Raw genomic sequence first — 25,879 nt, forward strand, 5'->3', positions numbered from 1 at the left:
ACGACCAGTGACAGTGTTAACGCAACAAAATCAAATATAAAATAGTGAGAAAGTTGCTTTAAAAATAACACTCAACAGTTAGAAATTGTCGAAATTGTTACTTTTGTGATTGGTATATTAAAAGGAATCTGGTTGCCATTTTTTGTGGCCATGGCAGTGATTCCTATTTGTGTAGCAATTATGTTTGGCTATTGGTACAAGCGGGTAGAGTATCTCTGTCCGGAATGCCATACCAGATTTCAGCCAAAGAAATTAGAAGCATTCTTTGGAAATCATACGCCAAAGACACGAAAGCTAACTTGCCCTACCTGCAGGAGGAGAATCTGGAGGTTGGAAGTATATAGAAAAGAGGTGGATGCATAATGGAAACAATTAATTTGAGTAAGAAACAATTTGTGATATACATGGCAGTCGCATTTGGGTTGGCCTGGATTTTAGAAATGATAGCAAGTATTTTTAGCAATAATGGAAATCAGATGGTGTTTGCTGTTATCTTGATGATTACCATGTTTATGCCATTTCTTGGAGTACTGATAGCCAGAATCCCACTAAAAGGTATGGGATGGGTACCACATTTAAAAGGGAAACTTCGTTATGTATTCTTTGCCCTTTGGATGCCGGCGTTATTAAGTATCCTTGGAGGGGGCTTGTTTTTTGTGATTTTCCCGGATACATTTGACTCTGAATTTATGACGTTAAGAGGTCTTTTAGAGGAAGCGGGAGCGTTGGAACAGTTCGAGGCACAGGGTATCACGATACCAATGTATCTGCTGATTACGTCTGTTCAAGCTGTGACAATTGCACCATTTCTGAATATGTTTGTCGCATTAGGCGAAGAGGTTGGTTGGAGAGGTGCGCTGTATCCATATTTGAAGAAGAAGCTGGGTGTTACTAAGGGTCGAATTGTAGGTGGTACTATTTGGGGGGCTTGGCATTGGCCGATTATGATTTTGGCTGGATATGAGTATGGTAAAGAATATATTGGCGCACCGGTACTTGGTCCGATTGTGTTCTGTGTCGCTACTATTATGATGGGGATATTATTTGATTATGTATATGAAAAGACAGAGACCATCTGGTTGCCATCTCTTATGCATGGTGCTACCAATGCATTTACTATTTTTGCATATCTGGTAAAACCTGATTATTCCAATATGGCAATTCTAGGTCCAGCATATATTGGTATTATCAGTATGATTCCAATGATTATTGTAGCAGTCATCATTTGCGTAAAGACGAAAAGGAATTGAGTATTAAAGAGATATTCAATCTCACCCACAAATTCCAGTTTGGAGAATTGAAAAAAATGGGATTTACCTATTAAGACATATAAACTGTTGACAATAAAGCTCCTATATAGTATGTTTTTAATAAACTACTATATAGGAGCTTTTGTATGGAAATGAATGGAGGATTTCTTGTCACCAAAATAAAACAGCTTGGAGACCGGATTTTCGAGAAGATTCTCAGTGAAAAGAATATTGATGCATTTAATGGAGCTCAGGGGCGTATTCTTTATGTGCTGTGGCAGGAGGATGGTATCTCAATCAGGTCACTCTCGACTAAATGCGGATTAGCGATAACATCTCTTACTACGATGCTGGAAAGAATGGAAAATCAAGGGCTGATAAGCCGTGTTCAGTCTGAAACGGACAAAAGGAAAACACTCCTGTTTCTGACTGAGAAAGCACATGCCTTGAAGGGCGAGTACGATTCTGTATCTGATGAGATGGGCAGTATTTACTACAAAGGTTTTTCAGAGGAAGAAATTACCCGGTTTGAGGAATGCCTCGACCGCATCAGAAAGAATCTTGAGGAGTGGCAGAAGTCATGAGTATTTGTATCAAAGATCAGATTCAGAACATGAATATCGTCATTGGCTGCACAGTGGGGTGTACATATTGCTATGCCCGCAACAACGTGAAACGCTGGCATATGATTGATGACTTCTCTGACCCTGAATTCTTTCCGGGTAAGCTCAAGATGATGGAAAAGAAACGTCCGAAGAACTTTCTTCTTACAGGGATGAGCGATCTCTCCGGATGGAAGCCGGAATGGAGAGACGAGGTATTTGCAAAGATCCGTGAAAATCCACAGCATCAGTTCCTGTTCCTTACCAAGCGACCTGATTTGCTGGATTTTGATACCGATCTGGAAAACGCATGGTTTGGCGTTACGGTGACGAGGAAAGCAGAACTGTGGCGTATCGACACCCTTCGGAAAAACGTTAGAGCAAAACATTACCATGTTACCTTTGAGCCGTTATTCGGCGATCCCGGCATAGTTGACCTTTCCGGAATCAATTGGATCGTTGTCGGCACCATGACCGGAGCTCAGAGCAGGAAGATTCATACGGAGCCGGAATGGGCATGGTCTCTGGCGGATCAGGCACATAAGCTCGGCATTCAGGTGTTTATGAAGGAAGACCTTGTCCCTATCATAGGGGATGAAAATATGATTCAGGAAATGCCGGAAGAATTTAATAAAGTGTTAGAGGAACAGAAATCATGGAAGAAGTAATAAATGGAATCCTCATTCGTGAGGTGGAAACAAAGAACATCATGACTAAGTCTAGTCTGCCGGTAGGCGGTTACTCGGTCAATCCCTATGTAGGCTGTACACATGCCTGCAAGTATTGCTATGCTTCTTTTATGAAGCGCTTTACCGGGCACAAGGAGGAATGGGGCACTTTCCTTGATGTGAAGCATTGGCCGGAAATTAAAAATCCGAAGAAATATGCCGGACAGCGGGTGGTCATCGGTTCTGTGACAGATGGCTACAATCCACAGGAGGAGCAATTCGGGAATACCAGAAAACTTCTGGAGCAGCTGATCGGCAGTGACGCAGATATTCTGATCTGCACAAAGTCGGATCTTGTGGTACGGGATATTGATCTGTTGAAGAATCTTGGACGTGTAACCGTTTCATGGTCGATCAACACACTAGATGAAAATTTCAAGAACGATATGGATTCTGCTTCGAGCATTGAGCACCGTATCGCTGCTATGAAGCAGGTATATGAGGCAGGTATCCGTACAGTCTGTTTCGTATCCCCGGTATTCCCCGGTATCACGGATTTTGAAGCAATCTTTGAGCGGGTAAAGAATCAGTGCGATCTGTTCTGGCTCGAAAATCTCAATCTTCGAGGCGGTTTCAAAAAGACAATTATGGATTATATCGCCGGAAAATATCCTGATCTTGTACCACTTTACGACGAGATCTATAACAAGCATAACCGCAGCTACTTTGAAGCACTTGAAGTAAAAGCTGAGAAAATGGCTAAGAAGTATGATTGTGCCTTTGTGGATAATGAAATGCCTTATGGCAGAGTCCCGCAGGGACATCCGGTGATCGTAGATTATTTCTATCATGAGGAAATCCGTGGGACAGAGAATACCGGAAAAAGAAATCGCTAAATTCCAGTTTGCTGGACTGGTGATACACGGAAAATAGTATTATAGCAGGTAACAGGCAGATGGTCATATAACCGACGGTCTGCCGTTTTTTGTGTTTATATTATATATGAATGTGGAAAGATTCTAGAAGATATTTTGGTATATATTAACCGAAATATCTTTTGGGAGAAAATGTCATGGTACGCACCTTTTTGTAACTGTGCACTCAAAAATGAATGTGTTACAATAGACTCGGAGGTGAGAATTATGCGAGCAAAAGAAGAATTACCGGAATGCCCAGTTGCAACAGCAGTATCTCTCATCGGAGGAAAATGGAAATTGCTGATTTTGCGTAACTTGAAAGAGCGTCCATGGAGATTCAATGAGCTACTACGAAGTATAGATGGTATTTCACAAAAGGTTTTGACAGATAGTTTAAGACAAATGATGAGTGATGGGCTGGCATATCGCCACGATTACCATGAGCAGCCACCGAGAGTTGAATACGGCTTAACGGAACTCGGAACAAAAATGCTTCCAATTGTTAATTCACTTGCTGACTTTGGTAACTACTATAAATCAATTATTGAACAAAATTAAGGACGTTAGTATTTGAAAAACTCGAACAATTCCAGTTTTTGAAACTGAGAAATCGGAATTTAGGGAGGTACAAGAATGATAAATTTAGTGGCACTTCCGTGCCTCTGTGTAGATGTTTTTGATGGAACAGATGAATTGCGTGCAGGTGGTGAAGCCCTTAATTTTGCAGTTCATGCATCAAAATTTGAGGAGTTTAATGTTTCAATATTGGGTGCGGTTGGACAGGATTCCTACGCAAAATTTATTATGGATTCTGTTTCTGATAAGAGAATAGATGTAAGCCATGTAAGAGTTGAAGAGGATAAAGTAACTGCAAATAATCGTACATATCTTACGGCTGACGGTGACAGATATTACAAAGATGATTCATGGACGGGTGATATTGTTGATAAAATGATATTGAATCAAGACGAATTGGACTTTATAAAAAAATCAGAGGTTGTATTTATACATTTCTGGGCAGGCTGTTTTGAACAAATTATAGATTTAAAAAAGAATAATAACTTCAGATTGGCTGTGGATTTTGTAGAATATCGTAATTTTAAGGAGATGGAAAAATATGCACCATATATAGATTATTTCCTGATTAGTGGAGAGGAATCAATTCTTCCGATATTTGAAGCATTTTCCAAGAAGTATAAAGGACTATTTAATGCATCTTTAGCTGATAAAGGAAGTGTTACATATTATAATGGTGAAAAGTATTTTGTCCCGGCTGATGAAGCTTTAGAAATAGTTGATACTACTGGTTGCGGAGATAGCTACCATGCAGGCTTTGTGTGTTCTCATATGTTAATTGGTGATATTTACGAGGCTATGAGAGTTGGTACAGAATTTGCAACAGAGACATTGTCTCATTATGGTGGCTTTTAATTCGATTTGTAAGGAGAAACAATATGACAGGGTTTATTATATGGTCACTTTTCGGAGTGTTTATAATTGGATTATGAATAAAAGATATGTTTTCTAAGAATCCGGTTGTGAAGAAAAGTAAATAAATTTCAGTTTTTGAAACTGAGAAATCGGGATTTAAGGAGGTCTTGTATGAAGAAAATCGTATGTACAATGCTATGTATTATGCTTTTATTTGGTTTGAGTGCTTGTGGTGGAGATGTCAGTGAAGTAAAAACTCATAATGTTGAATCTGAGAGCTATTCAGAAGAGGATATTAAAGCTGCGATTGACACAATAAAAAAGGAGTTTAAGAGTGATTGGAAAGGATGCACTCTCACAGAAATTTACTATGCCGGAGATGACTGCACGAAAGATCATAAAGATTGGGCAGACAGAAACAATGCAGATGAAGTCATTGTTTTATTATCTTCATTCGATGTTGATTCATCTGGTGGAAACGGGTCTTTGAATCCAAATAGTACATACAGTGATTGGAAGTGGATTTTAGTTAGAACAGATGGCGGAAAGTGGCAGCATGTTGACCATGGATATTAAGTCAAATTCCTGTTTTTGAAACTGAGAAATCGGAATTTGTGAGGGAAAGAAATGAAGAAAAATACTCCAAGCGATGATGAAATAAAGAATTATAGCCATAAGAAGATGACATTGCCATTGATGGAACATGCTTCTGAAGAAATGAAGGAACCTGTATGGAAGCTTGTTAAAAAGTTAGCGTCTTATGCTCGTGTACCGGGCGCTATGTCAGATTTTAAGAAAATGGCGGTGTTCGCTGAGGATGATGCAATTGTCGATGTAGTTCTGGATACATTACAGGATATGAAATATCCTTTTAAAAACACAGATTTTATACCGGATATCATGGGCTATTATTACTCGATTGCATTGATTTCGCAAAGCATGCATAGAAGGGAAGAAACGATTAAGCTGTTCAATGAGCTTGTTGATTATGCAATCAGTATTAAATCTAACAGCGCATTGCCACTTGCGAGAAATATGGATGTTTTGTCAAAGGAATATCCCGATCTGTCAGATTTATTTGAAAAAGCAAAGACTATCTATAGATTTGATGCAATAGATAGTATAAAAGAAAGGGTGCCTATACAGGTCAATAAGCTTTATCACGATTATACAAATGCAGATAAAATAGAAGCAGAATACATTAATGTTGAAAATCCTGAGGATGGTAAGGTTTTTGTCGAAGTGGATGAAAATGGATATGTCGTAAGAATAGTAGAAAAGGGGAAAAACATTTATACAAAGATATTTAAACATTATAGCTATGACATGATTAATTATGCGATAGTCAGAGATGTTTTGCTGAGAAAACACATGGAAGAAATGCGAATCAATGATATTGCGGATGCAAGAGTTGTCGAAGCTACGAGAACGGATCTTAAGAAACTGTATAGTGATATTGAGATATCTGTAAATAATAAGGAGTTTGCATATATATTAGATGGGCATGAAAAATTCAATAATACTGATTTACCGAAGGATGTCCAAGACTTTCTGGAAGAAATATATAATGATGAAGACTTGAAAGATGCATTTTTCGATTGTGATATTGAAATCTATGATGAGGCATGGGTTAAGGATCTTGAGGAGGATGATTCGTGGTTTGAAGATCTTATGGGATCGGGAGAATCCAGTTATAAGAATATTAAACCGTTTGCACGTGACGGCTTAGGTGGATTATGGGTAGTGTTAGATGATGAAATGATCGGATATATCGGTACAGAGGGCGAATGTGGAATCATAGCCCGCAATATAAATGAGTTCATGAATATTGTTGCGGTACAGAGAGGATATATAGATGATTTCTGTAATGCTGATATATTAAAATCTGTGGATGCATTTATAGAGGAATATGAAGAACCTCGTGATTCAGATTATAATAGGGAATTTAATAGATTTATAAAGAAGCATGGTTTTACTAAAGATTTAAAGAAAATATATGAATATATTATAAAAGGAGTCACAATAAAACCGTTTTTCCAAGTTGTCGCTACAGATGATGAATATGAAGATTCCTACTCAATACTTGGAAGCGATGATGGACAAGAAGCATTGAAGTCTCTTATAGAGATGCTTGAATAAGTTTGGATTATTTCCTGTTTTAGGTGGAAAGTTGTAAAAGAACTCGATAACTTTCAGTTTTTGAAACTGAGAAATCGGAATTTTTATGTGTAAAGGAGAAACGAATGAAATTACTTGTGATAGATATACAAAAAGGAATAACAGATAGTAGACTTTTTAATTTTGAAGCGTTTATTGATGATACTATAAGAATTATAAAAGCAGCTAGAGATAATCAAATAGAGGTTATCTATTTTCAACATGATGATGGACCAGGAACGGGGTTTTCAATCGGTGATGAAGACTTTGAAATTGCAGAACAAGTGATTCCCAGGGAAGGGGAAAAGATATTTATAAAAAATATCAATAGTTGTTTTGGAAATAAAGATTTTACGGATTATGTTAAAGATGATAATACATTAATGATAGTGGGACTACAGACAAACTTCTGTATAGATGCAACTGTGAAATCTGCTTTTGAGAGAGGATATAAAGTAATTGTTCCACAAGGGGCAAATTCAACATTTGATAACGACTATATGACTGGAGAAGAAACATATAAATATTACAATGATATGATGTGGCCAAAGAGATTTGCTACATGTGTATCCGTTGATGAAGCAATTAAATTGATGGAAAGTTCAATCGGAAGTTGTGTGAGGGATTAAGATGAAAAATATAAGGTTTTATGAGGCGGAGAAATATAAAACGGCAGATTACGAAATAGTAGATGGGAAAATATATAAAACATATGAAACTGGGTCAGAGAGTGATGATTATCTCGGATTAGAGCAGTTGGATGATAATGCTTTAGCTGAAAAGCTAAAACAGGTCGAGGGCTGGGAATGTGGAGCAGGAGAAATGCTCGAAGATTATTTAATACTGAACTATGAGGGAAGAAAGTATTATAGAGATATTGAGGATGTAGGCACGGATAACGATATCGTCATGGTTAATATGGATGATCCCTCAAATTCTCCAAAGGAAATCTTTGTAACCTCAATAGTTTTTGAAGCAGAGCCGGATTTGGGCGAAAATTCTCCTTCGGAGCCAGTGATATCCCAGTACCCGCTTGAAGATATTTTAGATAAGTTTTATGTATATCTGCACGATGATTATGTAGACGAAAACACATCTGATACAATAAATTCATATGTAGAGTTTGCCAGCGAAGATATTGAAGACATACGAGCTGTTCTCTCGATATTAGGGAAACATGTTTATAATGTTGATGAAGGTGACTATATCGATATCAAGATTGAACCAGTATAGAACAGAGTTATAAATTCCAGTTTGTAGAATCAAGAAAATCGGAATTTGTTAAATTGGAAAATTAGAATTTAGAGGATGTGAATGAGCAGCATGAAGAAAACAAAAGAAGGAGTTAATTTGAAGAAAAAGAAATTCCTTAGACTGAAGAATACAGGTAGTATCCTTGTGCTTATGGGGCTTTTGATAATTTTTGTAATAGCACTGTACACATTTATCCTGCAAAGTTCTTACACTAAGACTGCCCTTGAAACAGAAATTGCGCGCGATACAGCGAGTGCAGATGCAGTACACAAACTTGTGGATGGAAGAATCGGCAAAGAAGATTTTGATGAAATCAAAGATAAATCTGATGAAAAGAAGCAAATATATAAGGATATTTCTTCATATTTCAATGAAATCAGAACACTGAATTCTACTCGATATATTTACACCGCTACAAAAAATGAAGAAGGAAAACTCGTTTATGTGGTAGATGGTTTGGATTCGGATGCGGATGATGTAAGACACCCTGGAGATTATATTGAGGAAGAAATGGTTCCGTATATTGATAGGGCTATTTCTGGGGAGAATGTGTACTCTCAGGATATCATTGATACAACATGGGGGCCGATTTTTACGGCTTGCTATCCTGTAAGAGCAAATCATGATGGGACAGGAGAAATCATTGGCGCATTTTGCATTGAAATGGATATGCAATCAGCTTATGGAATGGTTGAAGAGACGAATCATATTTCCATCATCTGCGGTTTAGTCGCAGGAGCTGTATTGCTTTTAATTTGTCTATATACCTATTATGTTTACCAGAAAAGCAAGGCAGAAGAGCAAAAACAAAAACAATTATTAATGAACGCCGCTGAGAAAGCAGATGCTGCCAACAAAGCAAAATCTGCGTTTTTGCTTAATATTAGCCATGACATCAGAACGCCGATGAATGCCATTATTGGATTTACAAACATTGCGCTTCACCAGAACACGGTTTCAGATATTCATGATAGCTTGGAGAAAGTTCAAAAAAGTTCGAATCATCTTCTCTCTTTGTTGAATGACGTTTTGGATTTCAGTCGCATTGAAAGCGGAAAAGATATCATTTCACCTGAGCCAGTGGACATTACTCAATTGACAGATAACGTCCAGGCGATTATGAATGGACTTCTTTATAATCGAGATCTTAAGTTTGAAGTACATCGAGAAAGACCAAAGAACCCATATGTCCTTGCGGATGTTACGCGTATTCGAGAAGTTTTGGTGAATCTTCTTGGCAATGCTGTGAAATTCACAAAGGACGGTGGAAAGATTACTTTGGATATCAGCAGTTACCCCGGAACGGATGAGAAACATATCATAATTCGTTATGTTGTTCAAGATAATGGTATTGGCATGAGTGAAGAGTTCCAGAAAGAATTATTCAAGCCGTTTTCACAAGAAGATGATGCTAATGCCAGAACCCAATATAAGGGAACCGGTCTTGGCATGGCCATCACAAAAAAACATATAGATATGATGGGCGGTTCAATTGCTGTTGAGAGCAAAAAAGGTGTAGGTACTACATTCACTGTGGAGATTCCACTGGAGTTGACAGAACAAGTTATTCAATCAAAACAAAAACAACCTCCACATAGAGATTTGACGGGTATTCATGTTCTTATGGCTGAGGATAATGATCTAAATGCTGAACTTGCTACGATAATACTGGAAGATGCTGATATGACCGTAACACGCGCATCAGACGGAAAAGAAGTTGTGGAATTGTTTAAAAATCATCCACGAGACACATACGATCTTATTTTGATGGATATTATGATGCCAAACATGGATGGATACCAAGCAACAAAAGCCATTCGAGCCTTGGGTATAGAGCGGTCCGATGCAGTTACGATTCCAATTATAGCTTTGTCTGCAAATGCTTTTGTAGATGATATTCAGGAATCCCTGGATTCAGGCATGAATGACCATATTTCCAAGCCGATTAACATGGAGGAATTAATCGATACTATCACTAAATACATTAAACACGATTAGGAAAACAAAGAAGTTAATTCTGATGAAAAGTTTGCACTGGTCTTGTCGGATGCGAAAGCGCAAGTTTCCTATGATTATGATACAGGTCGCATCACCACATTTCTTATCAGCTCCAGCACCAGTTTGTTGCTCTCAAACTTTCCCGACGGGAGTCTTCCAACATCCATGTCAGTCTTGATTTCACTGTGATACTGCTCACTTTCTCCGTGGGCATGGTAAAGATCAATGACTGTTTCGTCTGGCAGGGAAGTGTTTGTCCAGTATGTGCCCAGTTCTATATCGGGTACGATAAAATACTGCCCATATCGGTCAATGGTTCTTTCCGTGATCTCATAAATTGTGCGTATTCCGACAGCTTTCTCCTCGTTATCAGAAAGGGAATATGTCACATTCCGGAAGGTCTGTCCGATATAAACAGTTTTCCCATCACGTGGATGCTGGATATTCTGGCAGCATTCCCTGACGGATTCCAGCCATTCTTCTTTACTTTCCTGTCTGGGATTCCGTTTTATGATGAAAGACACATTGTTGTATTTATAGCTTTCTTCCATAAAGATGCCTATGTTTTCAGATGCATCGTTGCCGGAATCCAGCCGGATGAGCAGTGGTTTTTCCGTCAGCTGTCTGCACAGTTCAATGGTCTCTCTCAGGAAATCAGGAGTTTCTTTCTGGCAGTGCTGTTTCCCAATCCGCAGTTCAAGATTGACGAGGTATCCTTCTGTGCCGATATATGCCATAATTGGTGCATATCCGTCAAAACCCTTGTAGGTACGGGATACGCCTTCCTTATTGGATTTCGAATTGTCAAAGGGGGTTACATCAATATCGACAGGAACAAAGCCGTTATCCAGGGCTGTCGGCTCTATGTGCATTTCACGCAGCATGTCGACATTTGCCTGCTGGATGTCTTTGCGCAGGGAATCCCCGATCATGTCAAAACGCTGACGGAGTGTTTCGGCGGAAGGAATCGCATAGGAGATGCCTAATGCGTATTTGTAGTAGTCAGGGTCATCTATCATTTCACGGACAGCCTCATACTGGGGTTTTCCCTGACAGAGCATACCAATATAGGTGAGGAGCACGTCTCCATTTTTTATCTGTTTCTGCAGATAATCTTTTGAAATTGGAGCACGGTTGATTTTTTTAACAAAACTGCTTTTTCCAAGTATTTGCCCTACGAATACCAGACCACTGGGAGTAATGAGCCGCTCATCGCTGAATTCAATGTGTATTTTCTTCATTGCACTGCCTCCGCCTATCTTTTGATACTTTCATTATACAGGATAATGCATGATGATACAGTAAAAAAACAAAATTTTGTTTAACCTAGTGGGTGAAATAAAATGTATTGCGAAAATCAGTTTCCAGCAGGTATTATTGCTGAAAAAAAGGGATGTAACACTATGGTAAGTTTCACGGAATAAGGTGGATTTTCATTGACACATATAACACCTTACAATACAATAAAAGCAAATATATAGCTTATAAAGGAGGTTCCTTAATGACGAAAAAAATAACCGCAATATTCTTGGCATTGTGCATGGCAATCTCCGTTTGGCCGATGACCATTCAGGCGGCATCAAAGCCCGATATTAAAGTTGGCGACTATGTTAAAATGGGCGCGTATAACAATGCCTCAATTCTTTGGCGATGTGTAAGCATTGACAATAACGGACCGCTTATGCTTGCAGACAAAATTGTTGACACCCTTGCATATGATGCCAAAACAAATGACAACAGCAATTCAAAATCACACAGCAGAAGCTATAAGCGTGATGATTACGGTTCTAACTATTGGAAAGACAGCAATATGCGTTCTTGGTTAAATTCGACCGCAGCTGAAGGCAAAGTCGATTGGCTTTGCGGCAACCCTCCGAAAGACGGATATGTAAGCGGTGTGGGAGCGTACAACGAAAAAGCGGGTTTTCTCAACGCTTTTTCAAAATCTGAAATTGCGGCAATGAAAACCGTTACCCAGCGTTCACTCGTTTCTCATCCCGAATACAACAAGGGCATAGTTGATGGAGACGCAAATTCGGATTTGTTATACTACACCGATATTTCGGAAGCGGTGGCAAACTACGACAGTTCATATTTTGAAACTACAACCGAAAAGGTTTTTCTTCTTGATGTAAAGCAGGCTAATGCCGTGTGGAAAAATCTCAAAGGTTATTATGTTGCGTATAATAATGACGGTATGGCTTGGCCTTATTGGCTTCGCACTCCTGTTACCGATTGCAATCACGATATGCGTTATATCAGTTCATCGGGTCAGGTCGGTCGTTATGCTCCGTGGTATTCCGATTTGGGCGTAAGACCTGCATTTTATCTCGATTCCGAATATTTTGTTACAACTTCCGGCAGCGGCTCACAAAGCAGTCCTTATATCGGCTCTGCTCCAAATAAGCAAGAGGATGATTATACAATTTCGGAACCTGCCGAGGACGCAAATCCCGATTGGAATGTCAGTACCGAGCAAAGCATTCAGCTCACCCTCGGCCCGTGGTATTCAAATGACGGAAAATATTCTAATCCTACCATCCCTGTTTATACCATCCAAAAAACACGCAGCGACACGGAAAATATGGTTGTTGTCGTTTGCGGCGAGGGATACACAAAAAGTCAGCAGGGCAAATTCATCAATGATGTCAAACGACTTTGGCAGGACGCTATGAAATATGAACCGTATCGCAGTTATGCCGACAGATTCAATGTTTACGCTCTTTGCACAGCTTCCGAATCGACTTTTGACAATGGTGGAAGCACCTTCTTTGATGTTATAGTCGACAAATATAATTCGCCTGTTATTTCTAATAATCTCCACGGAAGTCAGTGGAAAAATCATATTTTTGAGAGATGTATCGGTCCTGAATTTATCGAGAAAATTCACGATGCTCATATCAAAAAAAAGTGTGATCCAAACACAATTCCGTCCGGTTCGGAATATGAGCCTTATTATTATGTTCACGATTATATTGCTCAGTTCGCTATGGTTGTAAACACAAAATCAGATTTCGGCGGTGCTTATAATAACCGTGAATACGGCTTCCATTATTTCATTTCGCCATCAGACAGTTATCGTGCGTCAAAAACTTTTGCACACGAGTTTGGACACGGTTTGCTCGGTCTCGGTGATGAATACAGTAACGGATATTTGCTTGACGATAAGGAACTTAAATCACTCAATCTTTCCTCGGTTGAAGACCCGGAAAAGATAAAATGGCGACAGCTTTTAGGTTTTAGAAACACATATACCTGCCGCAATGCTTACGGCTCAAAAATGCTTGTTTCAAGTTATGAGTGCATAATGAGAGACACAAACTATCAATTCTGTGAGGTTTGCCGTTTGCAGGGCTTCAAGCGAATGTCTCAGCTTGTTAAGGATGTAGACCTTTATGTTGCAACTCCCGAGGTTAAGGAATATACGGGCGCTTATTCAAAGCCGTCTGATTTTACCGACCTTGAAACAAGTTCATATTATAATTACACATATAATCGCAATGACCGACTTTTGAGCGGCAACAGCAAAAGCAGATTTAATACTAATATGAACGGTAAAAAAATCGAGCTTAGAACTGTTATTCAAAACATTTCAGATAAAAATGCACGACAATTAAAATTCAAAATGTGGATTAAGCACTCCGACGGAAGCGTTGCGACCGATTCATCGGGGAATCCGCTTCAAACAGTACAAACCTTTGACATTCCTGTTTGGAATGATAAGGCAAATTTCTGGCCGCTCGGTGCTTTGGATCACATCAAAAGCGACTTTAATTCAGGCTTAAAGAGTTGCTCGCTTATTTATCAAATTCCGTCTGATGCACAGCTTAAGAGCGGCGATACCGTGGCATTTCAGGTGCTCGATGAAAACGGAAATGTGCTTGCAGACGACAATACGGAAACACAGCGCTACACAACCGTTTCAATTCAGTATAAATTTGAGGACGGCTCTGAAATTCCAAACACTGCCGGCGGAACATTTACCGTGCCATACGGCACAAAGCTTGATTTAACACCGGCAAAAACACTTTATGATTATGAATTTATAAAGGTTGACGGCTTGAATAAGCCTATTGTTTCGGACGGAACGGTTGTTACATATTATTACAAAAATAAAAACGAAGAACACACTCACAATCTGACTTTGGTTGCTGCGAAAGCTGCCACCTGCACAGATGGCGGTAAGGAAGCATACTACAAGTGCGAAGGTTGTGGCAAGTTCTATGAAGATGTACTCGGTACAAAGGAAATAACCGACCTTGCATCTTGGGGCAATATTGCTAAGATTGCCCACACCACAAAGCAAACCGTAACAAAGGCAACCCCAACAGCAAACGGCAAGATAGTAAATTACTGTTCGGTATGTAAGAAAACTCTTTCAACGACAGTAATTCCAAAGGCATCAAGCATAAAGCTTAAAGCAACATCATTAACATATAACGGAAAGGTTAGAACACCTAAGGTTATTGTTAAGGACAGAACAGGAAAGACACTTGTTAAGAATACTGACTATACTGTGTCTTATGCAAAAGGCAGAAAGTATGTTGGCAAGTACGCAGTAAAGATTACCTTTAAGGGTAAATACAGCGGAACAAAGACGCTTTATTTCACAATCAAGCCAAAGGCAACAAGTATTTCCTCACTTAAAGCAGGTTCAAAGAAGTTTACAGTAAAGTGGAAGAAGCAGGCTACACAGACAACAGGCTATCAGGTACAGTACAGTGCCTCAAGTAAATTCAGCAAGGCTAAGACCGTAACAGTAGGCAAGAATACAACAGTATCAAAGAAAATTTCAAAGCTTTCGGGCAAGAAAAAGTATTATGTAAGAGTTCGCACCTATAAGACAGTTAAGATTAACGGCAAATCCATAAGGATTTATTCAGGCTGGTCAAAAGCTAAGACTGTTACAACAAAGAAATAAAAACTATACCGTAACCTTTGATTCTGCCGGTGGCTCTGCAGTAACGACTCAGACTATCGAAGAAGGTCAGAAGGCAACCAAACCTGCCGCTCCTACCAAGTCTGACGATACCACCAAGCCTTCGGATGATGTTCAGAATCCGCAGACCGGCGACAACAGTATGAGTGGCTGTGGATCGCTCTGCTGTTCGTCAGCGGCTTCGGAGTTGTGACAACTACTGTTTATACTAAATTAGACGAAGCAATTTCTGATGCTGTTAAAACTGGGAAAATCACTCAAGAAGAAGCGAACGCAGCTTACAAATAAATATACGAGGCTTGTCTTAAAAAAGACGAGCTCAAAATGACAATGAAACTGTCACTCTCTGGAGACACTAGGAGTGACAGTATAATCATCATAAATAAAATGAATCTTCGGCATCAACCCACATCTGCATAGTTCCATCAAGGTATAGTCTTGCATATGCAAGTGGTTCATCAATAGCAAGTGCATTTAATGCACAATCTAATCTGGGTGTTGTTTTTAAATTCTTTTCTGCTTCCCAGCAGTCAATGCGGAGCATATAGCCAGCAGAAGTATAAACATCAATGCTGTTGCGTTGTGGATTGTATTCTGCAAATATTGTTCTCATCGTATCAAATCTCCTTATCATTCAATCAATCATTTGTTACAAAAATCAGAAGCATTTCAATCAGTTCACCATGTCGTTTTTATTTTGTGTTATACTGTTTTAGAGGATTTTCTTTTCCTTGTATTTTCCCTTATCAGGGTTCATAAATCCATATGGGAAGATATAACATAAGGGAAAGTCTAAGGGAAAGATCACCTGCGACAAACTTAGTGTTTTCAAGGGATTCAGAGATATTTGATAATAAAATATAACAATTATTAAATCCCTTGGAATACATGAAATCTCAATTTAAGTTTGATGGACTATACTCGGCGTAGATATCAGAATGAGAGCGAGGGAAAATGCATGGATATGTTACAGTTGATGAAGGAGAGGCACAGTGTGCGGCAATATAAAGATAAGCCAATCGAGCAGGAGAAACGTGCGGAGATCGACAGGCTTATCTCTGAGATAAATTTTGAGAGCGGACTGAGTATGCAGGCGGTCTACGATGAGCCGAACTGTTTTGATTCGTTTATGGCGCATTACGGCAAATTCACAAATGTTTCTAATTATATAGCGATAGTTGGCGCGAAGAACGACCAGGAAAAGGCCGGCTACTACGGTGAAAAGCTGGTGCTTGGATGTCAGGAACTTGGACTTAACACATGCTGGGTTGCAATGTCACATGGTAAGACCAGGGCAGTCATAGGCAAAGGACAGAAACTGCTGATAGTGATTGCCCTTGGGTATGGTGAGAATCAGGGTGTTGCACACAAGAGCAAAGATATATCAGAAATCAGCAGTGCAGATGTGGAGACAGACTGGTTCACGAAGGGGATGGAGGCGGTGTGTCTGGCACCGACAGCGGTGAACCAGCAGAAGTTCATGTTTGAGCTGAAAGATGAGATGGTGACAGCGAAAGCTCCGAGAGGAATCTGCACGAAGATAGATCTTGGAATTGCCAAATACCACTTTGAGGCTGGGAGTGGACACAAAATCTTCACAAAATAATTAGCACTCGCCTCTTGACAGTGCTAGCGATCAGGTGTATAACATAGTCAAAAATAAGGAAAGGGATTAGAAAGAAGAGAAAGAATCCCGAAAGTTTATCTTGATAATTATTTTGAAAGTAACAGTAAACAAAAAGTCTAAGTGCCTTGGGGTTTCATAAGAAACCACAATTTCCGACACTTGTTTGAGATTGAAAGGAGAAATGACTTATGTTACCTAGTATTTTTGGAGAAGATTTATTTGATGATTGGATGAATGACTATTTCCCATTTGGAAGGGATTTTGACAAGGAGTTTAGTAAAGCGTTAGCACCTACCGAGCGTGCGCTGTATGGTAAGCATGCAAAGAACATGATGAAGACCGATGTCCGTGAGACAGACGATTCATATGAAGTAGATATGGATCTCCCAGGATTCAAGAAAGATGAAGTAAAGGTTCAGCTTGCTGATGGTTACCTGACAATTGAGGCTGCAAAGGGTCTGGATAAGGATGAGAAGGACAAGAAGAGCGGCAAGTACATCAGGCGTGAGCGTTATGCCGGCAGCATGAGCAGAAGTTTCTATGTCGGTGAAGGAGTTACTCAGGAAGACATTCATGCAAAGTATGAACATGGCGTACTGAAACTGTCGATTCCTAAGAAGGAAGAGCAGAAGAAAGTAGAGAAGAGTAATTACATCGCAATCGAATAATGTAAGAAATGCGAGATTACTTAATAACAGATGACTAATATTCGTAGAGCCCTCCGTGTATCTGCAAGGTGCAGGTATGCGGGGGGCTCTTTTGCTTGTCTGTTCCAGGGACAATCCTCATGACAAAAGAAACGTCCCCATTAAAGTATCAGCCATGAAAATAATATGACAGCCAAAGGCATGGTTATGATACAGAACAAAGTAGTAAATACATTTAAAAGACTGGAGTATGTTGCATCTTTGTTATATACCTGAACCATCTGGGTGATTGTTGAAGCTGATGGCGTGATGGAGGCAAGGTATACTATGAGTAGTAAGGTTCTTCCGTCTGGAATAAATTCGTATACATGACTTACACACATTATAAGCAGCAAAATAGTAGGCCAGATAACGAGTCTGATGGCAGAGAAAAGGTATAGTTTTGCATTCTTCAGGCTGGCCAGAATCGGCGAATCAGCCATCAGCATACCAGTTACTATCATGCTTAGAGGTGCAAGCATATTCCCGATGTCATTTATCGGTGCAAGGATGACGGCTGGCAGTTTTATCTTGCAGAAAAATAGCAGGAGACCTGCTATTATGGCTAATACATTTATATTGGATATTATCTTTTTCCATTCCAGGTGTGGCTTTTCGGAGAGCATTGTGCTGCAGTGTGTCCAGAGAAATATCAGTTGTACAGACATAAATGCGCATGAATACAGTACATAGTCGGAACCCAGAATAGCACTTACAAGTGGGATAATCATATTTCCCGAGTTGGAATACATGACAGTTGCACATTCAACCGGGGTCCAGTGCAAAAATTTCCTTCCGATATTTATAAAAATCAACAGCAGAACATGTATAATAACTGCAATGACAGCGGAAAATAACAGTCCCTGCAGTTTTTCTTTTGTAAAATCAATCTCAAATGAACCAATTATGGCACAGGGCATCACCAGGTATACCACGATGATAGATAATATCCGGCTGTCAGATGATTTTAATATATTTTTGTTGACAAGAATAAAACCAAGCAGGATCATAATAAAAAAGTTAATAAGCTTTCCGAGCAAAATTATACTTATCTGCATAGCGATTACCTCTTTTCGTTTCTGTATTATAATACTATTCCTCTAAAAAAACATCCCTGAATGCTGACTTGTCAAAAATGAATGAATGCGATAAAATATGTGCAATTTGTAGAGAACTTGTAAATAGCATCCAAAATAAGGAGAGATGACATACTATGAATTCGCGTAAAAACCATAACAAAAAGCTTATGTTGCCGGTTCTCATTTTTCTGGTTGGCTGTCTGGTTTTGACAGTAGTTTTATATCATTCATATAGATCAAATTATAAACAGGTACGGAATGTCACAGCGCTTAATGCCACAACATATGCAGAACGACTACAGAATGACATGAACCGTGGAGTTGCAATTACAGATACACTTGAAGAGATAGCAATCAGCGAAAATGGGAAAATTGACAATTTTCAAAAAGTTGCTCGGGATCTGATGGCAGATTTTATTCAGAGCATACAGATTGCGCCTGACGGTGTTGTCACAGATATATATCCGGAGGCAGGGAATGAAGCTGGAAAGATAGATTTGATGCATGATGAAAGTCGTGGAGAGATATGCCGCTATGGAAGAGATAAAAATATAGTCACGATGCAGGGTCCTTTTGATTTAAAACAGGGGGGGCAGGGCATTGCGATTAGAAATCCTGTATATCTGGAGGGGGCAGATGGCTCTCCAGTATTTTGGGGATTTACCATAGTAATTATACGTGTTCCGGAGATATTTACAGAATCAATTCAGGCACTCACAAAATTCGGTTATGATTACTCCCTGACAAAGACAGTTTCCCCTTTGTCTGATGATACAGAGATAGTATCATCATCCGGCAATATTATGAAGAATCCGATTACATTTGAGTTTGAATTTTGCGACAGTCTATTTGATTTTGAGATAATGCCTGCTGATGGCTGGAGTCATGGGTGGAATGTATTTCCGCAGCTGTTTTTGGGAATATGTGTTATTTTGCTCTTAACTGGATTAACGGTGGTCATCCTTGTGATTAAGAGACATCGAGATACATTAAAAAAAATGGCGATAACAGATCCGCTGACCGGACTCTTGAATCGTAAGGGGTTTGACGAACAGCTCAAAAAGGTTATGCAGGGCGATCTTCATATTCATTGCGTGGGTATACAGATGGATATTGATGATTTTAAATTTATAAATGATATGTATGGTCATGTAGTTGGAGATGCCGCACTGAAAAGTCTTGCACAGGACATACAGAGCTATTTCAATGATAATTCTATTATTTGCAGAAATGGCGGTGATGAGTTCTCCGCCATTCTGGTTGACACAACAGAGGAAGAGGCAAGAAAGAAAATAGAACAATTTACTCTTCAGTCACGGCATATAACATATAATGGTGGGGAGCATCCATTTTACATTTCTCTTGGGTATGCAGAATATCCAAAAGATTGTGAAGATGTTTCGGAGCTTATCAGATGCGCGGATATGGCACTTTATGCGGTAAAACTTCATGGAAAGCATAATTGCAGTCCTTATCGAGGAGCTTATAAGATGCAGCACAGAAGCCAGCTTGGGTTTGCACTTCAGGATGTATCAAAGAATCTTCCGGGAGCTTTCCTTATATATATAGCTGATCCTGAAAATGATAATATTTTATTTGCAAATCGTGAACTGATAGAATTTGCTGGCTGCAGGGGTTTTGATGATTTTCTTGATTACACAGATCATAGATTCAGAAACCTGGTCCATCCAGACGAACGGGATTCTGTTGAGACCAGCATCTGGAAACAGATTGATGCAAAGACCAGTGGAAATAATGACTATGTAAGGTTCCATTTTGCAAAAAAAGATGGAACATATCTTCCTGTTCTTGATCACGGAAGAATTGTGGAAAACCGTTATTATGGAAATGTATTCTACGTTTTGATCATGGACTGCGCTCTGGTTGAATCTTATTATGATAACAAAACAGGTCTGGAAACTGTGCCAGAATAGCGGATTGGCTATTACAGGAATAGGACACAAATTCTTCACAAAAGAATTAGCACTCACCTCTTGACAGTGCTAACAATCAGGTGTATAACATAGTCAAAGATAAGGAAAGGGATTAGAAAGAAGAGAAAGAATCCCGAAAGCTTATCTTGACAATTATTTTGAAAGCAACAGTAAACAAAAAGTCTAAGTGCCTTGGGGTTTCATAAGAAGCCACAATTTCCGACACTTGTTTGAGATTGAAAGGAGAAATGACTTATGTTACCTAGTATTTTTGGAGAAGATTTATTTGATGATTGGATGAATGACTATTTCCCATTTGGAAAGGATTTTGACAAGGAGTTCAGTAAAGCGTTAGCACCTACCGAGCGTGCGCTGTATGGTAAGCATGCAAAGAACATGATGAAGACCGATGTCCGTGAGACAGACGATTCATATGAAGTAGATATGGATCTCCCAGGATTCAATAAAGATGAAGTAAAGGTTCAGCTTGCTGATGGTTACCTGACAATTGAGGCTGCAAAGGGTCTGGATAAGGACGAAAAGGACAAGAAGAGCGGCAAGTATATCAGGCGTGAGCGTTATGCCGGCAGCATGAGCAGAAGCTTCTATGTCGGTGAGGGAGTTACCCAGGAAGACATTCATGCAAAGTATGAACATGGCGTACTGAAACTGTCGATTCCTAAGAAGGAAGAGCAGAAGAAAGTAGAGAAGAGTAATTACATCGCAATCGAATAATGTAAGAAATGCGAGATTACTTAATAACAGATGACTAATATTCGTAGAGCCCTCCGTGTATCTGCAAGGTGCAGGTATGCGGGGGGCTTTTTTGCGTTTTGCAATTAGATGTAAATGAGCATTGTTCCAGTGAAAGTGGAAAAATATTATGACTATTTTGGCTGGAATATTGTAAATGTTGGTAAACTTTTTCATTGATATTTACACAGAATATCTCTAAAAATGTTGAAATGGCATTTGATTTATTTGATAATAGTGATTGAGGCTGTTGAGGGAGGACAAGCGGTGAAACGTTATTTAATAAAGGGGGATTTATATGTTCGATTTTCAGCAAATGTATAGAGAAAAGCTGCGTACACCGGAGGCTGCGGTGGAGTGTGTCAAGGATGGAGACTGGGTCGATTACACATCGTCCCTTGGAAAACCTGTACTACTTGACAGGGCATTGGCAAAGCGGAGAGATGAGCTGCACGATGTGAAGATCAGGGGTAATCTGATGGCTGGGCCTATAGAGGTTGCAGAGTGCGATGACAATCAGGAGCATTTTGTGTATCACAGCTGGCACTGTTCGCAGTATGAGAGAAAGCTGTGCGATGAGGGCAAATGCTATTATATACCGATGGTGTTCCACAATAATGCGGCTTACTATGAGTATTTCCTCCATGTAAATGTGGTCATGGTGTCGGTGGGACCTATGGACAAGCATGGTTATTTTAACTTCTCGGTGAATACCGGTGTGGCTGCCCCTATTGCCAGGAAGGCGGACATCGTGATAGTTGAGGTGAATGAGCACATGCCTAAGATACGCGGTGGATATGACGAGTGTATTCACATATCGGATGTGGATATGATCGTAGAGGGGGAGCACGAGCCATTTGCAGATGTGAAAACACAGGCACCGCGGGAGGTTGACCGGAAGATAGCGGAGCTGCTTATTCCGTATATTGTGGATGGTTCAACACTACAGCTCGGTATCGGAGGAATGCCAAATGCGGTGGGTGAGATGCTGGCTCAGTCGGATCTCAAGGATCTTGCCATGCACACGGAGCTCTGCTCGGATGCATATCTAGCCCTGTACAAAGCGGGCAAGCTGACAAATAAATACAAGAACATAGATCGTGGAAAAGGCGTATTTGGCTGTGCCATCGGTTCAAATGAGCTGTATGAGTGGCTGGACGACAATCCGGGAATCGCCGCATATCCACTTGAGTATGTGAACAGGCCATATGTCATATCGCAGATAGACAATATGGTATCCATAAACAGCTGCGTGGCTGTGGATCTGTACGGACAGGTTGCGGCGGAGAGCAGTGGTTCACGCCAGATCAGCGGAACCGGCGGACAGCTCGATTTCCTGATCGGAGCATCGGGCTCCCGTGGCGGCAAGGCGTTTATCTGCATGAGTTCCACACACACCGACAGGAATGGGGTGAAGCATTCCAGGGTAAAACCGCAGTTCAATGGAGATATCATCACCTCGCCGAGAAGTCAGGTGTACTTTCTGGCGACAGAGTACGGTGTGATAAACCTTGAAGGACGATCCACATGGGAGAGAGCGGAGGCTCTGATATCCATAGCCCATCCTGATTTCCGGGACATGCTGATAAAGGAGGCCCAGGAGAGGAAGATCTGGCGGAGGTCGAATAAGAGATGAGAAGATCATGGCATTATAAAAGTGGGGCTGCGAATGAAAGGAAAATCTAAAAAACAAAAAAGTAGAAATACGAAAAAGCAGAAATATATAAAATTGGCAATTACTCTGAGCATAGTTATTGTCATAATATTGTTCTGCAATTTTCAGAACAAACACCTTGAAACCACACATTATACATATGCGGCAGAGCAGCTTGGCGCAGATCTTGAGGGATATCGCATAGTCCAGATATCGGATCTGCACAATGCAAAGTTTGGCAAGAATAACCAGAAACTGGTGGGCAGGATAAGAGAATGTGAACCTGATATGATCGTCCTGACCGGAGATCTTGTGGACTCAAATCACACAAATGTAGACCGCGCAGTCCAATTTGTGGATGAGATCGTGAAAATATGTCCGGTATACTATGTCACAGGCAATCATGAATATTGGCTTGAGAAATCTGAATATGACGAGCTTATGGATGGGCTTATAGGTGCCGGGGTGGTTATTCTGGATGATCAGGTTGTGGAGATATCCAGGGGTGATGCAAAGTTCAGGCTGGTTGGGCTGGACGATAAAAGTCTTGCGGATGGGACACTGGAGGCGTTGCTTAGTGATGAAAAAGAGCTCACGGTCGTTCTTGCACATGAGCCACAATACTTCGCCAGGTATGCCGGCACCGGTGTTGATCTTGTGCTTTCCGGACATGCCCACGGCGGACAGTTCAGACTTCCATTTGTCGGCGGGATAGTGGCGCCGGATCAGGAATTTCTTCCAGAATATACATCAGGTGAATATTATATGGATGGCACCGAGATGATAGTCAGCCGAGGCCTTGGCAACAGTGTGATTCCGGTGAGGCTGTTTAACTATCCAGAGATTGTGTGCGTGGAGCTGGTGGGGAAACATTAGTTATTGTGAGAAAGCTGATGCAGATAAGAAAATGATGTACATAAAAGATCGTGGGAAGATTTTGAGTAGGGATCTTCTCACGACCTTTTAATATATTAGGATTTATTTTTCTCAGCCTTCTAGCTATCGCAGCCTTTCATCCACCTCAACCTTGAAAGGAAGCTTGTTCAGAATGTCATGTTCAAGATCAATTCCCGGGTACACCTCAATGAGCTTAAGTCCCTTTTCAGTGAGCTCAAATACGCATCGTTCTGTGACGTATATAACCCTCTGCCTGTTTGCCAGCGCACGTTTTCCTGAGAAACTGATGCTTCTGACATCGTTTACGAACTTAGGAATGCTTCCCTCGTTTTTGATGGTCACGATGCCGTCATTGTCCTCCACGGCAAGCCCCTTCGTGTCAAATGTGAGACAGAATACAACGGTTGCGGTCTTGGCGGTGATATTTGCAAATCCACCTACACCGGCAAATGCGCCAGGGCCCTTGTGGGCATTTACATTCCCGAACCTGTCAACCTCGATTCCGCCCATGAAACAGATATCAAGACCGCCATTGTTGTAGAGATCAAACTGGTTTGCCATGTCATAGATGGAGTCCGCGCCAATGACAGCGCCGAACACCTTGCCCGATGCAGGAAATCCGCCTACACCTCCGGATTCTACGGTCAGGGTTATCTTGTCCAGAATACCGTTCTCTCTGGCATACTTGGATACAGTCTCCGGAATTCCAACACCTATGTTGACTATATCGTCCGGTTTCAATTCCAGAGCAGCCCTTCTTCCAATGATCTCTGCGCTTGTATTGACGACATTCTTTGTCTTGGTACGACCGGAAAGCATCTCAGCCCAGTCCTGCCACTGTGAATATGGAATCTCAAAACTTCCTGTCAGGGATTCGTATGATGCGTGTCTTGGCTCCGGCGGTATCTCAACGATAGCGTCAACCAGACATCCCGGAATGATGGTATTGTGAGGTCTTGATGGCCTTGCCACAAGTCTGTCAACCTGCACGATGACCTTTCCGCCATTTGCCTTTACGGCCTGACAGATAGACAGCGCATCTCCTGCGGTAAACAGATCCTCAAATGAGATGTTGCCCTTGCGGTCGGCAGCAGTTCCCTTGATGATAGCCACGTTGATAAGCGGCAGCTTGTAGTAGAGGAATTCCTCACCGTCCAGCTCAACGTATTTTACAAGTGAGTCGTCCTTTGATATGTTGTTGATTCCCGGTCCCTCAAGTCTCGGATCGACAAATATATCCAGCCCGACCTTGGAGAGTGCTCCCGGAAGTCCGCCGGCCTGCGCACGTATTGCGTGTGATATACAGCCGAGTGGGAGATTGTATGCCTCAAATCTGTCCTCAAGGACAAGCTTCTTGGTGCTGTACATGGCACCGAAATGTCCACAGATGATCTTGTCAACGGCGCCGTCTCTTATGTATCCCTCTGCCGCCTTGTTCTCATCCCACGCACCAAAGCCCGCGCTTGATATAGCTGTGAGGTGCTTCGGTGAACCTGTCCTCTGGTATCTTTTATATAATGCCTCGTGAAGCTCGATTGGAATATCTATGCCGAGAAATGAGTTGAGTGCGATCACATCTCCGTCATTTATAAGATCCATTGCCTCGTCGGCGGTCATTATCTGGTACATTTGTTCTATCCTTTCGTTTATATAAAAATCAATCAAAATCTGCTATGAATTTATTAGCAGGTTACAATATGATAACATTCTTTGTAAGAGTTCTGTATCCTTGTTCTGACATAAATCAACAAGGGCAAAGAGCTCAGGATTCTTGTTTTTGTCAATTACGATTTGTGTCGCGGCCGGAGAATCCGAAAGACCGGTCAAATATTCAACAGATGTGTTAAAACATTGAGCAATAATTTCCAGCGTTTGCTGAGATGGGACTCTCTCTCCGTACTCATATCTGCAATATCCTATTTTGGAAAGATTGAGTCTCCTGGATGCTTCAGCCATAGTAATTCCCATATTTTCTCTCACAATTTTTAATCGTTCTGGAATTAATTTAGCAGACATTATTATTCCTCCTAGAC

General features: G+C 40.6%; 23 protein-coding genes and 1 pseudogene. 19 read left to right on the forward strand and 5 right to left on the reverse strand.

What is annotated here, in order from left to right; translation table 11 throughout:
* Window positions 1-362 precede the first annotated feature (362 nt).
* The 11 genes from GT575_RS13040 to GT575_RS13090 all read left to right on the forward strand — a co-directional run bounded on the left by GT575_RS13040 (window position 363) and on the right by GT575_RS13090 (window position 10,277).
* A complete protein-coding gene (locus tag GT575_RS13040) occupies window positions 363-1,250 on the forward strand; it encodes a CPBP family intramembrane glutamic endopeptidase (RefSeq protein ID WP_161172189.1) in 888 nt (295 codons plus the stop codon).
* 146 nt (window positions 1,251-1,396) lie between these two features.
* On the forward strand, window positions 1,397-1,834 hold the full coding sequence (locus GT575_RS13045; RefSeq protein WP_004853467.1) for a radical SAM mobile pair system MarR family transcriptional regulator: 438 nt from the start codon (window positions 1,397-1,399) through the stop codon (window positions 1,832-1,834).
* Window positions 1,831-2,520, forward strand: a complete 690-nt coding sequence (locus tag GT575_RS13050) for a radical SAM mobile pair protein A (RefSeq protein ID WP_118650058.1) — start codon at window positions 1,831-1,833, stop codon at window positions 2,518-2,520. Before GT575_RS13045 ends, GT575_RS13050 begins: the two co-directional genes overlap by 4 nt.
* The gene (locus GT575_RS13055) at window positions 2,508-3,416 is read left to right on the forward strand and encodes a radical SAM mobile pair protein B (RefSeq protein ID WP_117874918.1); all 909 of its coding nucleotides are present in this window, start codon (window positions 2,508-2,510) and stop codon (window positions 3,414-3,416) included. Before GT575_RS13050 ends, GT575_RS13055 begins: the two co-directional genes overlap by 13 nt.
* Window positions 3,417-3,662: 246 nt before the next feature.
* A complete protein-coding gene (locus GT575_RS13060; protein WP_015534088.1) occupies window positions 3,663-3,995 on the forward strand; it encodes a winged helix-turn-helix transcriptional regulator in 333 nt (110 codons plus the stop codon).
* Between the two features lie 75 nt (window positions 3,996-4,070).
* Complete coding sequence (locus tag GT575_RS13065) at window positions 4,071-4,868, forward strand: PfkB family carbohydrate kinase (RefSeq protein WP_022215831.1); 798 nt, start codon at window positions 4,071-4,073, stop codon at window positions 4,866-4,868.
* A 171-nt stretch (window positions 4,869-5,039) separates the two neighbouring features.
* Window positions 5,040-5,444, forward strand: coding sequence for an LptM family lipoprotein (locus tag GT575_RS13070; RefSeq protein WP_118282279.1), 405 nt, complete (start codon window positions 5,040-5,042; stop codon window positions 5,442-5,444).
* Between the two features lie 51 nt (window positions 5,445-5,495).
* Window positions 5,496-7,007 carry an SMI1/KNR4 family protein gene (locus tag GT575_RS13075; protein WP_161172190.1) on the forward strand — a complete coding sequence of 504 codons (1,512 nt, stop codon included), beginning with the start codon at window positions 5,496-5,498 and terminating at the stop codon, window positions 7,005-7,007.
* A gap of 104 nt (window positions 7,008-7,111) precedes the next feature.
* Window positions 7,112-7,654, forward strand: coding sequence for a cysteine hydrolase family protein (locus tag GT575_RS13080; RefSeq protein WP_117874912.1), 543 nt, complete (start codon window positions 7,112-7,114; stop codon window positions 7,652-7,654).
* Between the two features lies 1 nt (window position 7,655).
* On the forward strand, window positions 7,656-8,258 hold the full coding sequence (locus tag GT575_RS13085) for a hypothetical protein (RefSeq protein ID WP_156329477.1): 603 nt from the start codon (window positions 7,656-7,658) through the stop codon (window positions 8,256-8,258).
* Window positions 8,259-8,339: 81 nt separating this feature from the next.
* Window positions 8,340-10,277, forward strand: coding sequence for an ATP-binding response regulator (locus tag GT575_RS13090; protein WP_243147903.1), 1,938 nt, complete (start codon window positions 8,340-8,342; stop codon window positions 10,275-10,277).
* Window positions 10,278-10,384: 107 nt separating this feature from the next.
* Here the strand turns inward: GT575_RS13090 and GT575_RS13095 are convergent.
* A pseudogene (locus GT575_RS13095) lies at window positions 10,385-11,518 on the reverse strand (IS1380-like element ISClsp2 family transposase); the annotation flags it as partial.
* Between the two features lie 260 nt (window positions 11,519-11,778).
* Here GT575_RS13095 and GT575_RS13100 point away from each other — a divergent pair.
* The gene (locus GT575_RS13100; protein ID WP_161172191.1) at window positions 11,779-15,198 is read left to right on the forward strand and encodes a M64 family metallopeptidase; all 3,420 of its coding nucleotides are present in this window, start codon (window positions 11,779-11,781) and stop codon (window positions 15,196-15,198) included.
* Window positions 15,179-15,409, forward strand: coding sequence for an InlB B-repeat-containing protein (locus GT575_RS15630; protein WP_155219561.1), 231 nt, complete (start codon window positions 15,179-15,181; stop codon window positions 15,407-15,409). Before GT575_RS13100 ends, GT575_RS15630 begins: the two co-directional genes overlap by 20 nt.
* 183 nt (window positions 15,410-15,592) lie before the next feature.
* Here the strand turns inward: GT575_RS15630 and GT575_RS13110 are convergent, their stop codons facing one another.
* Window positions 15,593-15,829 carry a DUF6061 family protein gene (locus GT575_RS13110; RefSeq protein ID WP_161172192.1) on the reverse strand — a complete coding sequence of 79 codons (237 nt, stop codon included), beginning with the start codon at window positions 15,827-15,829 and terminating at the stop codon, window positions 15,593-15,595.
* Window positions 15,830-16,192: 363 nt separating this feature from the next.
* On the opposite strand from GT575_RS13110, the gene GT575_RS13115 reads away from it, so the two are divergent.
* On the forward strand, window positions 16,193-16,822 hold the full coding sequence (locus GT575_RS13115) for a nitroreductase family protein (protein WP_330577015.1): 630 nt from the start codon (window positions 16,193-16,195) through the stop codon (window positions 16,820-16,822).
* Between the two features lie 209 nt (window positions 16,823-17,031).
* The gene (locus GT575_RS13120) at window positions 17,032-17,511 is read left to right on the forward strand and encodes an Hsp20/alpha crystallin family protein (protein ID WP_022216070.1); all 480 of its coding nucleotides are present in this window, start codon (window positions 17,032-17,034) and stop codon (window positions 17,509-17,511) included.
* Between the two features lie 140 nt (window positions 17,512-17,651).
* Here GT575_RS13120 and GT575_RS13125 read toward each other — a convergent pair whose 3' ends face one another.
* Window positions 17,652-18,587 carry an AEC family transporter gene (locus tag GT575_RS13125; protein ID WP_161172193.1) on the reverse strand — a complete coding sequence of 312 codons (936 nt, stop codon included), beginning with the start codon at window positions 18,585-18,587 and terminating at the stop codon, window positions 17,652-17,654.
* 155 nt (window positions 18,588-18,742) lie between these two features.
* Here GT575_RS13125 and GT575_RS13130 point away from each other — a divergent pair, with 155 nt between their 5' ends.
* From GT575_RS13130 to GT575_RS13145, 4 genes are all read left to right on the forward strand, one after another.
* A complete protein-coding gene (locus tag GT575_RS13130; RefSeq protein ID WP_161172194.1) occupies window positions 18,743-20,542 on the forward strand; it encodes a diguanylate cyclase domain-containing protein in 1,800 nt (599 codons plus the stop codon).
* 255 nt (window positions 20,543-20,797) lie between these two features.
* Window positions 20,798-21,277, forward strand: a complete 480-nt coding sequence (locus GT575_RS13135; RefSeq protein ID WP_118017860.1) for an Hsp20/alpha crystallin family protein — start codon at window positions 20,798-20,800, stop codon at window positions 21,275-21,277.
* A gap of 316 nt (window positions 21,278-21,593) precedes the next feature.
* Window positions 21,594-22,931: an acetyl-CoA hydrolase/transferase family protein gene (locus GT575_RS13140; protein WP_015534081.1), complete on the forward strand. Its 1,338-nt coding sequence runs from the start codon at window positions 21,594-21,596 to the stop codon at window positions 22,929-22,931.
* A 93-nt stretch (window positions 22,932-23,024) separates the two neighbouring features.
* On the forward strand, window positions 23,025-23,825 hold the full coding sequence (locus GT575_RS13145) for a metallophosphoesterase (RefSeq protein WP_243147904.1): 801 nt from the start codon (window positions 23,025-23,027) through the stop codon (window positions 23,823-23,825).
* Window positions 23,826-23,948: 123 nt separating this feature from the next.
* Here the strand turns inward: GT575_RS13145 and GT575_RS13150 are convergent, their stop codons facing one another.
* Together GT575_RS13150 and GT575_RS13155 are read right to left on the reverse strand one after the other, a co-directional pair.
* Window positions 23,949-25,475 carry a CoA-transferase gene (locus GT575_RS13150; protein ID WP_015534080.1) on the reverse strand — a complete coding sequence of 509 codons (1,527 nt, stop codon included), beginning with the start codon at window positions 25,473-25,475 and terminating at the stop codon, window positions 23,949-23,951.
* A gap of 42 nt (window positions 25,476-25,517) precedes the next feature.
* Window positions 25,518-25,862: a helix-turn-helix domain-containing protein gene (locus tag GT575_RS13155; protein ID WP_055223584.1), complete on the reverse strand. Its 345-nt coding sequence runs from the start codon at window positions 25,860-25,862 to the stop codon at window positions 25,518-25,520.
* Between the last annotated feature and the right edge of the window lie 17 nt (window positions 25,863-25,879).

The sequence above is a fragment of the Coprococcus sp. BIOML-A2 genome, assembly GCF_009875795.1.
Taxonomy (GTDB): domain Bacteria; phylum Bacillota; class Clostridia; order Lachnospirales; family Lachnospiraceae; genus Coprococcus; species Coprococcus aceti.

What these genes read in the sequence shown, in the direction of transcription:
- GT575_RS13040 (WP_161172189.1), top strand. Translation starts at nt 363, where the DNA reads ATGGAAACAATTAATTTGAGTAAGAAACAATTTGTGATATACATGGCA.
- GT575_RS13045 (WP_004853467.1), top strand. Translation starts at nt 1,397, where the DNA reads ATGGAAATGAATGGAGGATTTCTTGTCACCAAAATAAAACAGCTTGGA.
- GT575_RS13050 (WP_118650058.1), top strand. Translation starts at nt 1,831, where the DNA reads ATGAGTATTTGTATCAAAGATCAGATTCAGAACATGAATATCGTCATT.
- GT575_RS13055 (WP_117874918.1), top strand. Translation starts at nt 2,508, where the DNA reads ATGGAAGAAGTAATAAATGGAATCCTCATTCGTGAGGTGGAAACAAAG.
- GT575_RS13060 (WP_015534088.1), top strand. Translation starts at nt 3,663, where the DNA reads ATGCGAGCAAAAGAAGAATTACCGGAATGCCCAGTTGCAACAGCAGTA.
- GT575_RS13065 (WP_022215831.1), top strand. Translation starts at nt 4,071, where the DNA reads ATGATAAATTTAGTGGCACTTCCGTGCCTCTGTGTAGATGTTTTTGAT.
- GT575_RS13070 (WP_118282279.1), top strand. Translation starts at nt 5,040, where the DNA reads ATGAAGAAAATCGTATGTACAATGCTATGTATTATGCTTTTATTTGGT.
- GT575_RS13075 (WP_161172190.1), top strand. Translation starts at nt 5,496, where the DNA reads ATGAAGAAAAATACTCCAAGCGATGATGAAATAAAGAATTATAGCCAT.
- GT575_RS13080 (WP_117874912.1), top strand. Translation starts at nt 7,112, where the DNA reads ATGAAATTACTTGTGATAGATATACAAAAAGGAATAACAGATAGTAGA.
- GT575_RS13085 (WP_156329477.1), top strand. Translation starts at nt 7,656, where the DNA reads ATGAAAAATATAAGGTTTTATGAGGCGGAGAAATATAAAACGGCAGAT.
- GT575_RS13090 (WP_243147903.1), top strand. Translation starts at nt 8,340, where the DNA reads ATGAGCAGCATGAAGAAAACAAAAGAAGGAGTTAATTTGAAGAAAAAG.
- GT575_RS13100 (WP_161172191.1), top strand. Translation starts at nt 11,779, where the DNA reads ATGACGAAAAAAATAACCGCAATATTCTTGGCATTGTGCATGGCAATC.
- GT575_RS13110 (WP_161172192.1), bottom strand. Translation starts at nt 15,829, where the DNA reads ATGAGAACAATATTTGCAGAATACAATCCACAACGCAACAGCATTGAT.
- GT575_RS13115 (WP_330577015.1), top strand. Translation starts at nt 16,193, where the DNA reads ATGAAGGAGAGGCACAGTGTGCGGCAATATAAAGATAAGCCAATCGAG.
- GT575_RS13120 (WP_022216070.1), top strand. Translation starts at nt 17,032, where the DNA reads ATGTTACCTAGTATTTTTGGAGAAGATTTATTTGATGATTGGATGAAT.
- GT575_RS13125 (WP_161172193.1), bottom strand. Translation starts at nt 18,587, where the DNA reads ATGCAGATAAGTATAATTTTGCTCGGAAAGCTTATTAACTTTTTTATT.
- GT575_RS13130 (WP_161172194.1), top strand. Translation starts at nt 18,743, where the DNA reads ATGAATTCGCGTAAAAACCATAACAAAAAGCTTATGTTGCCGGTTCTC.
- GT575_RS13135 (WP_118017860.1), top strand. Translation starts at nt 20,798, where the DNA reads ATGTTACCTAGTATTTTTGGAGAAGATTTATTTGATGATTGGATGAAT.
- GT575_RS13140 (WP_015534081.1), top strand. Translation starts at nt 21,594, where the DNA reads ATGTTCGATTTTCAGCAAATGTATAGAGAAAAGCTGCGTACACCGGAG.
- GT575_RS13150 (WP_015534080.1), bottom strand. Translation starts at nt 25,475, where the DNA reads ATGTACCAGATAATGACCGCCGACGAGGCAATGGATCTTATAAATGAC.
- GT575_RS13155 (WP_055223584.1), bottom strand. Translation starts at nt 25,862, where the DNA reads ATGTCTGCTAAATTAATTCCAGAACGATTAAAAATTGTGAGAGAAAAT.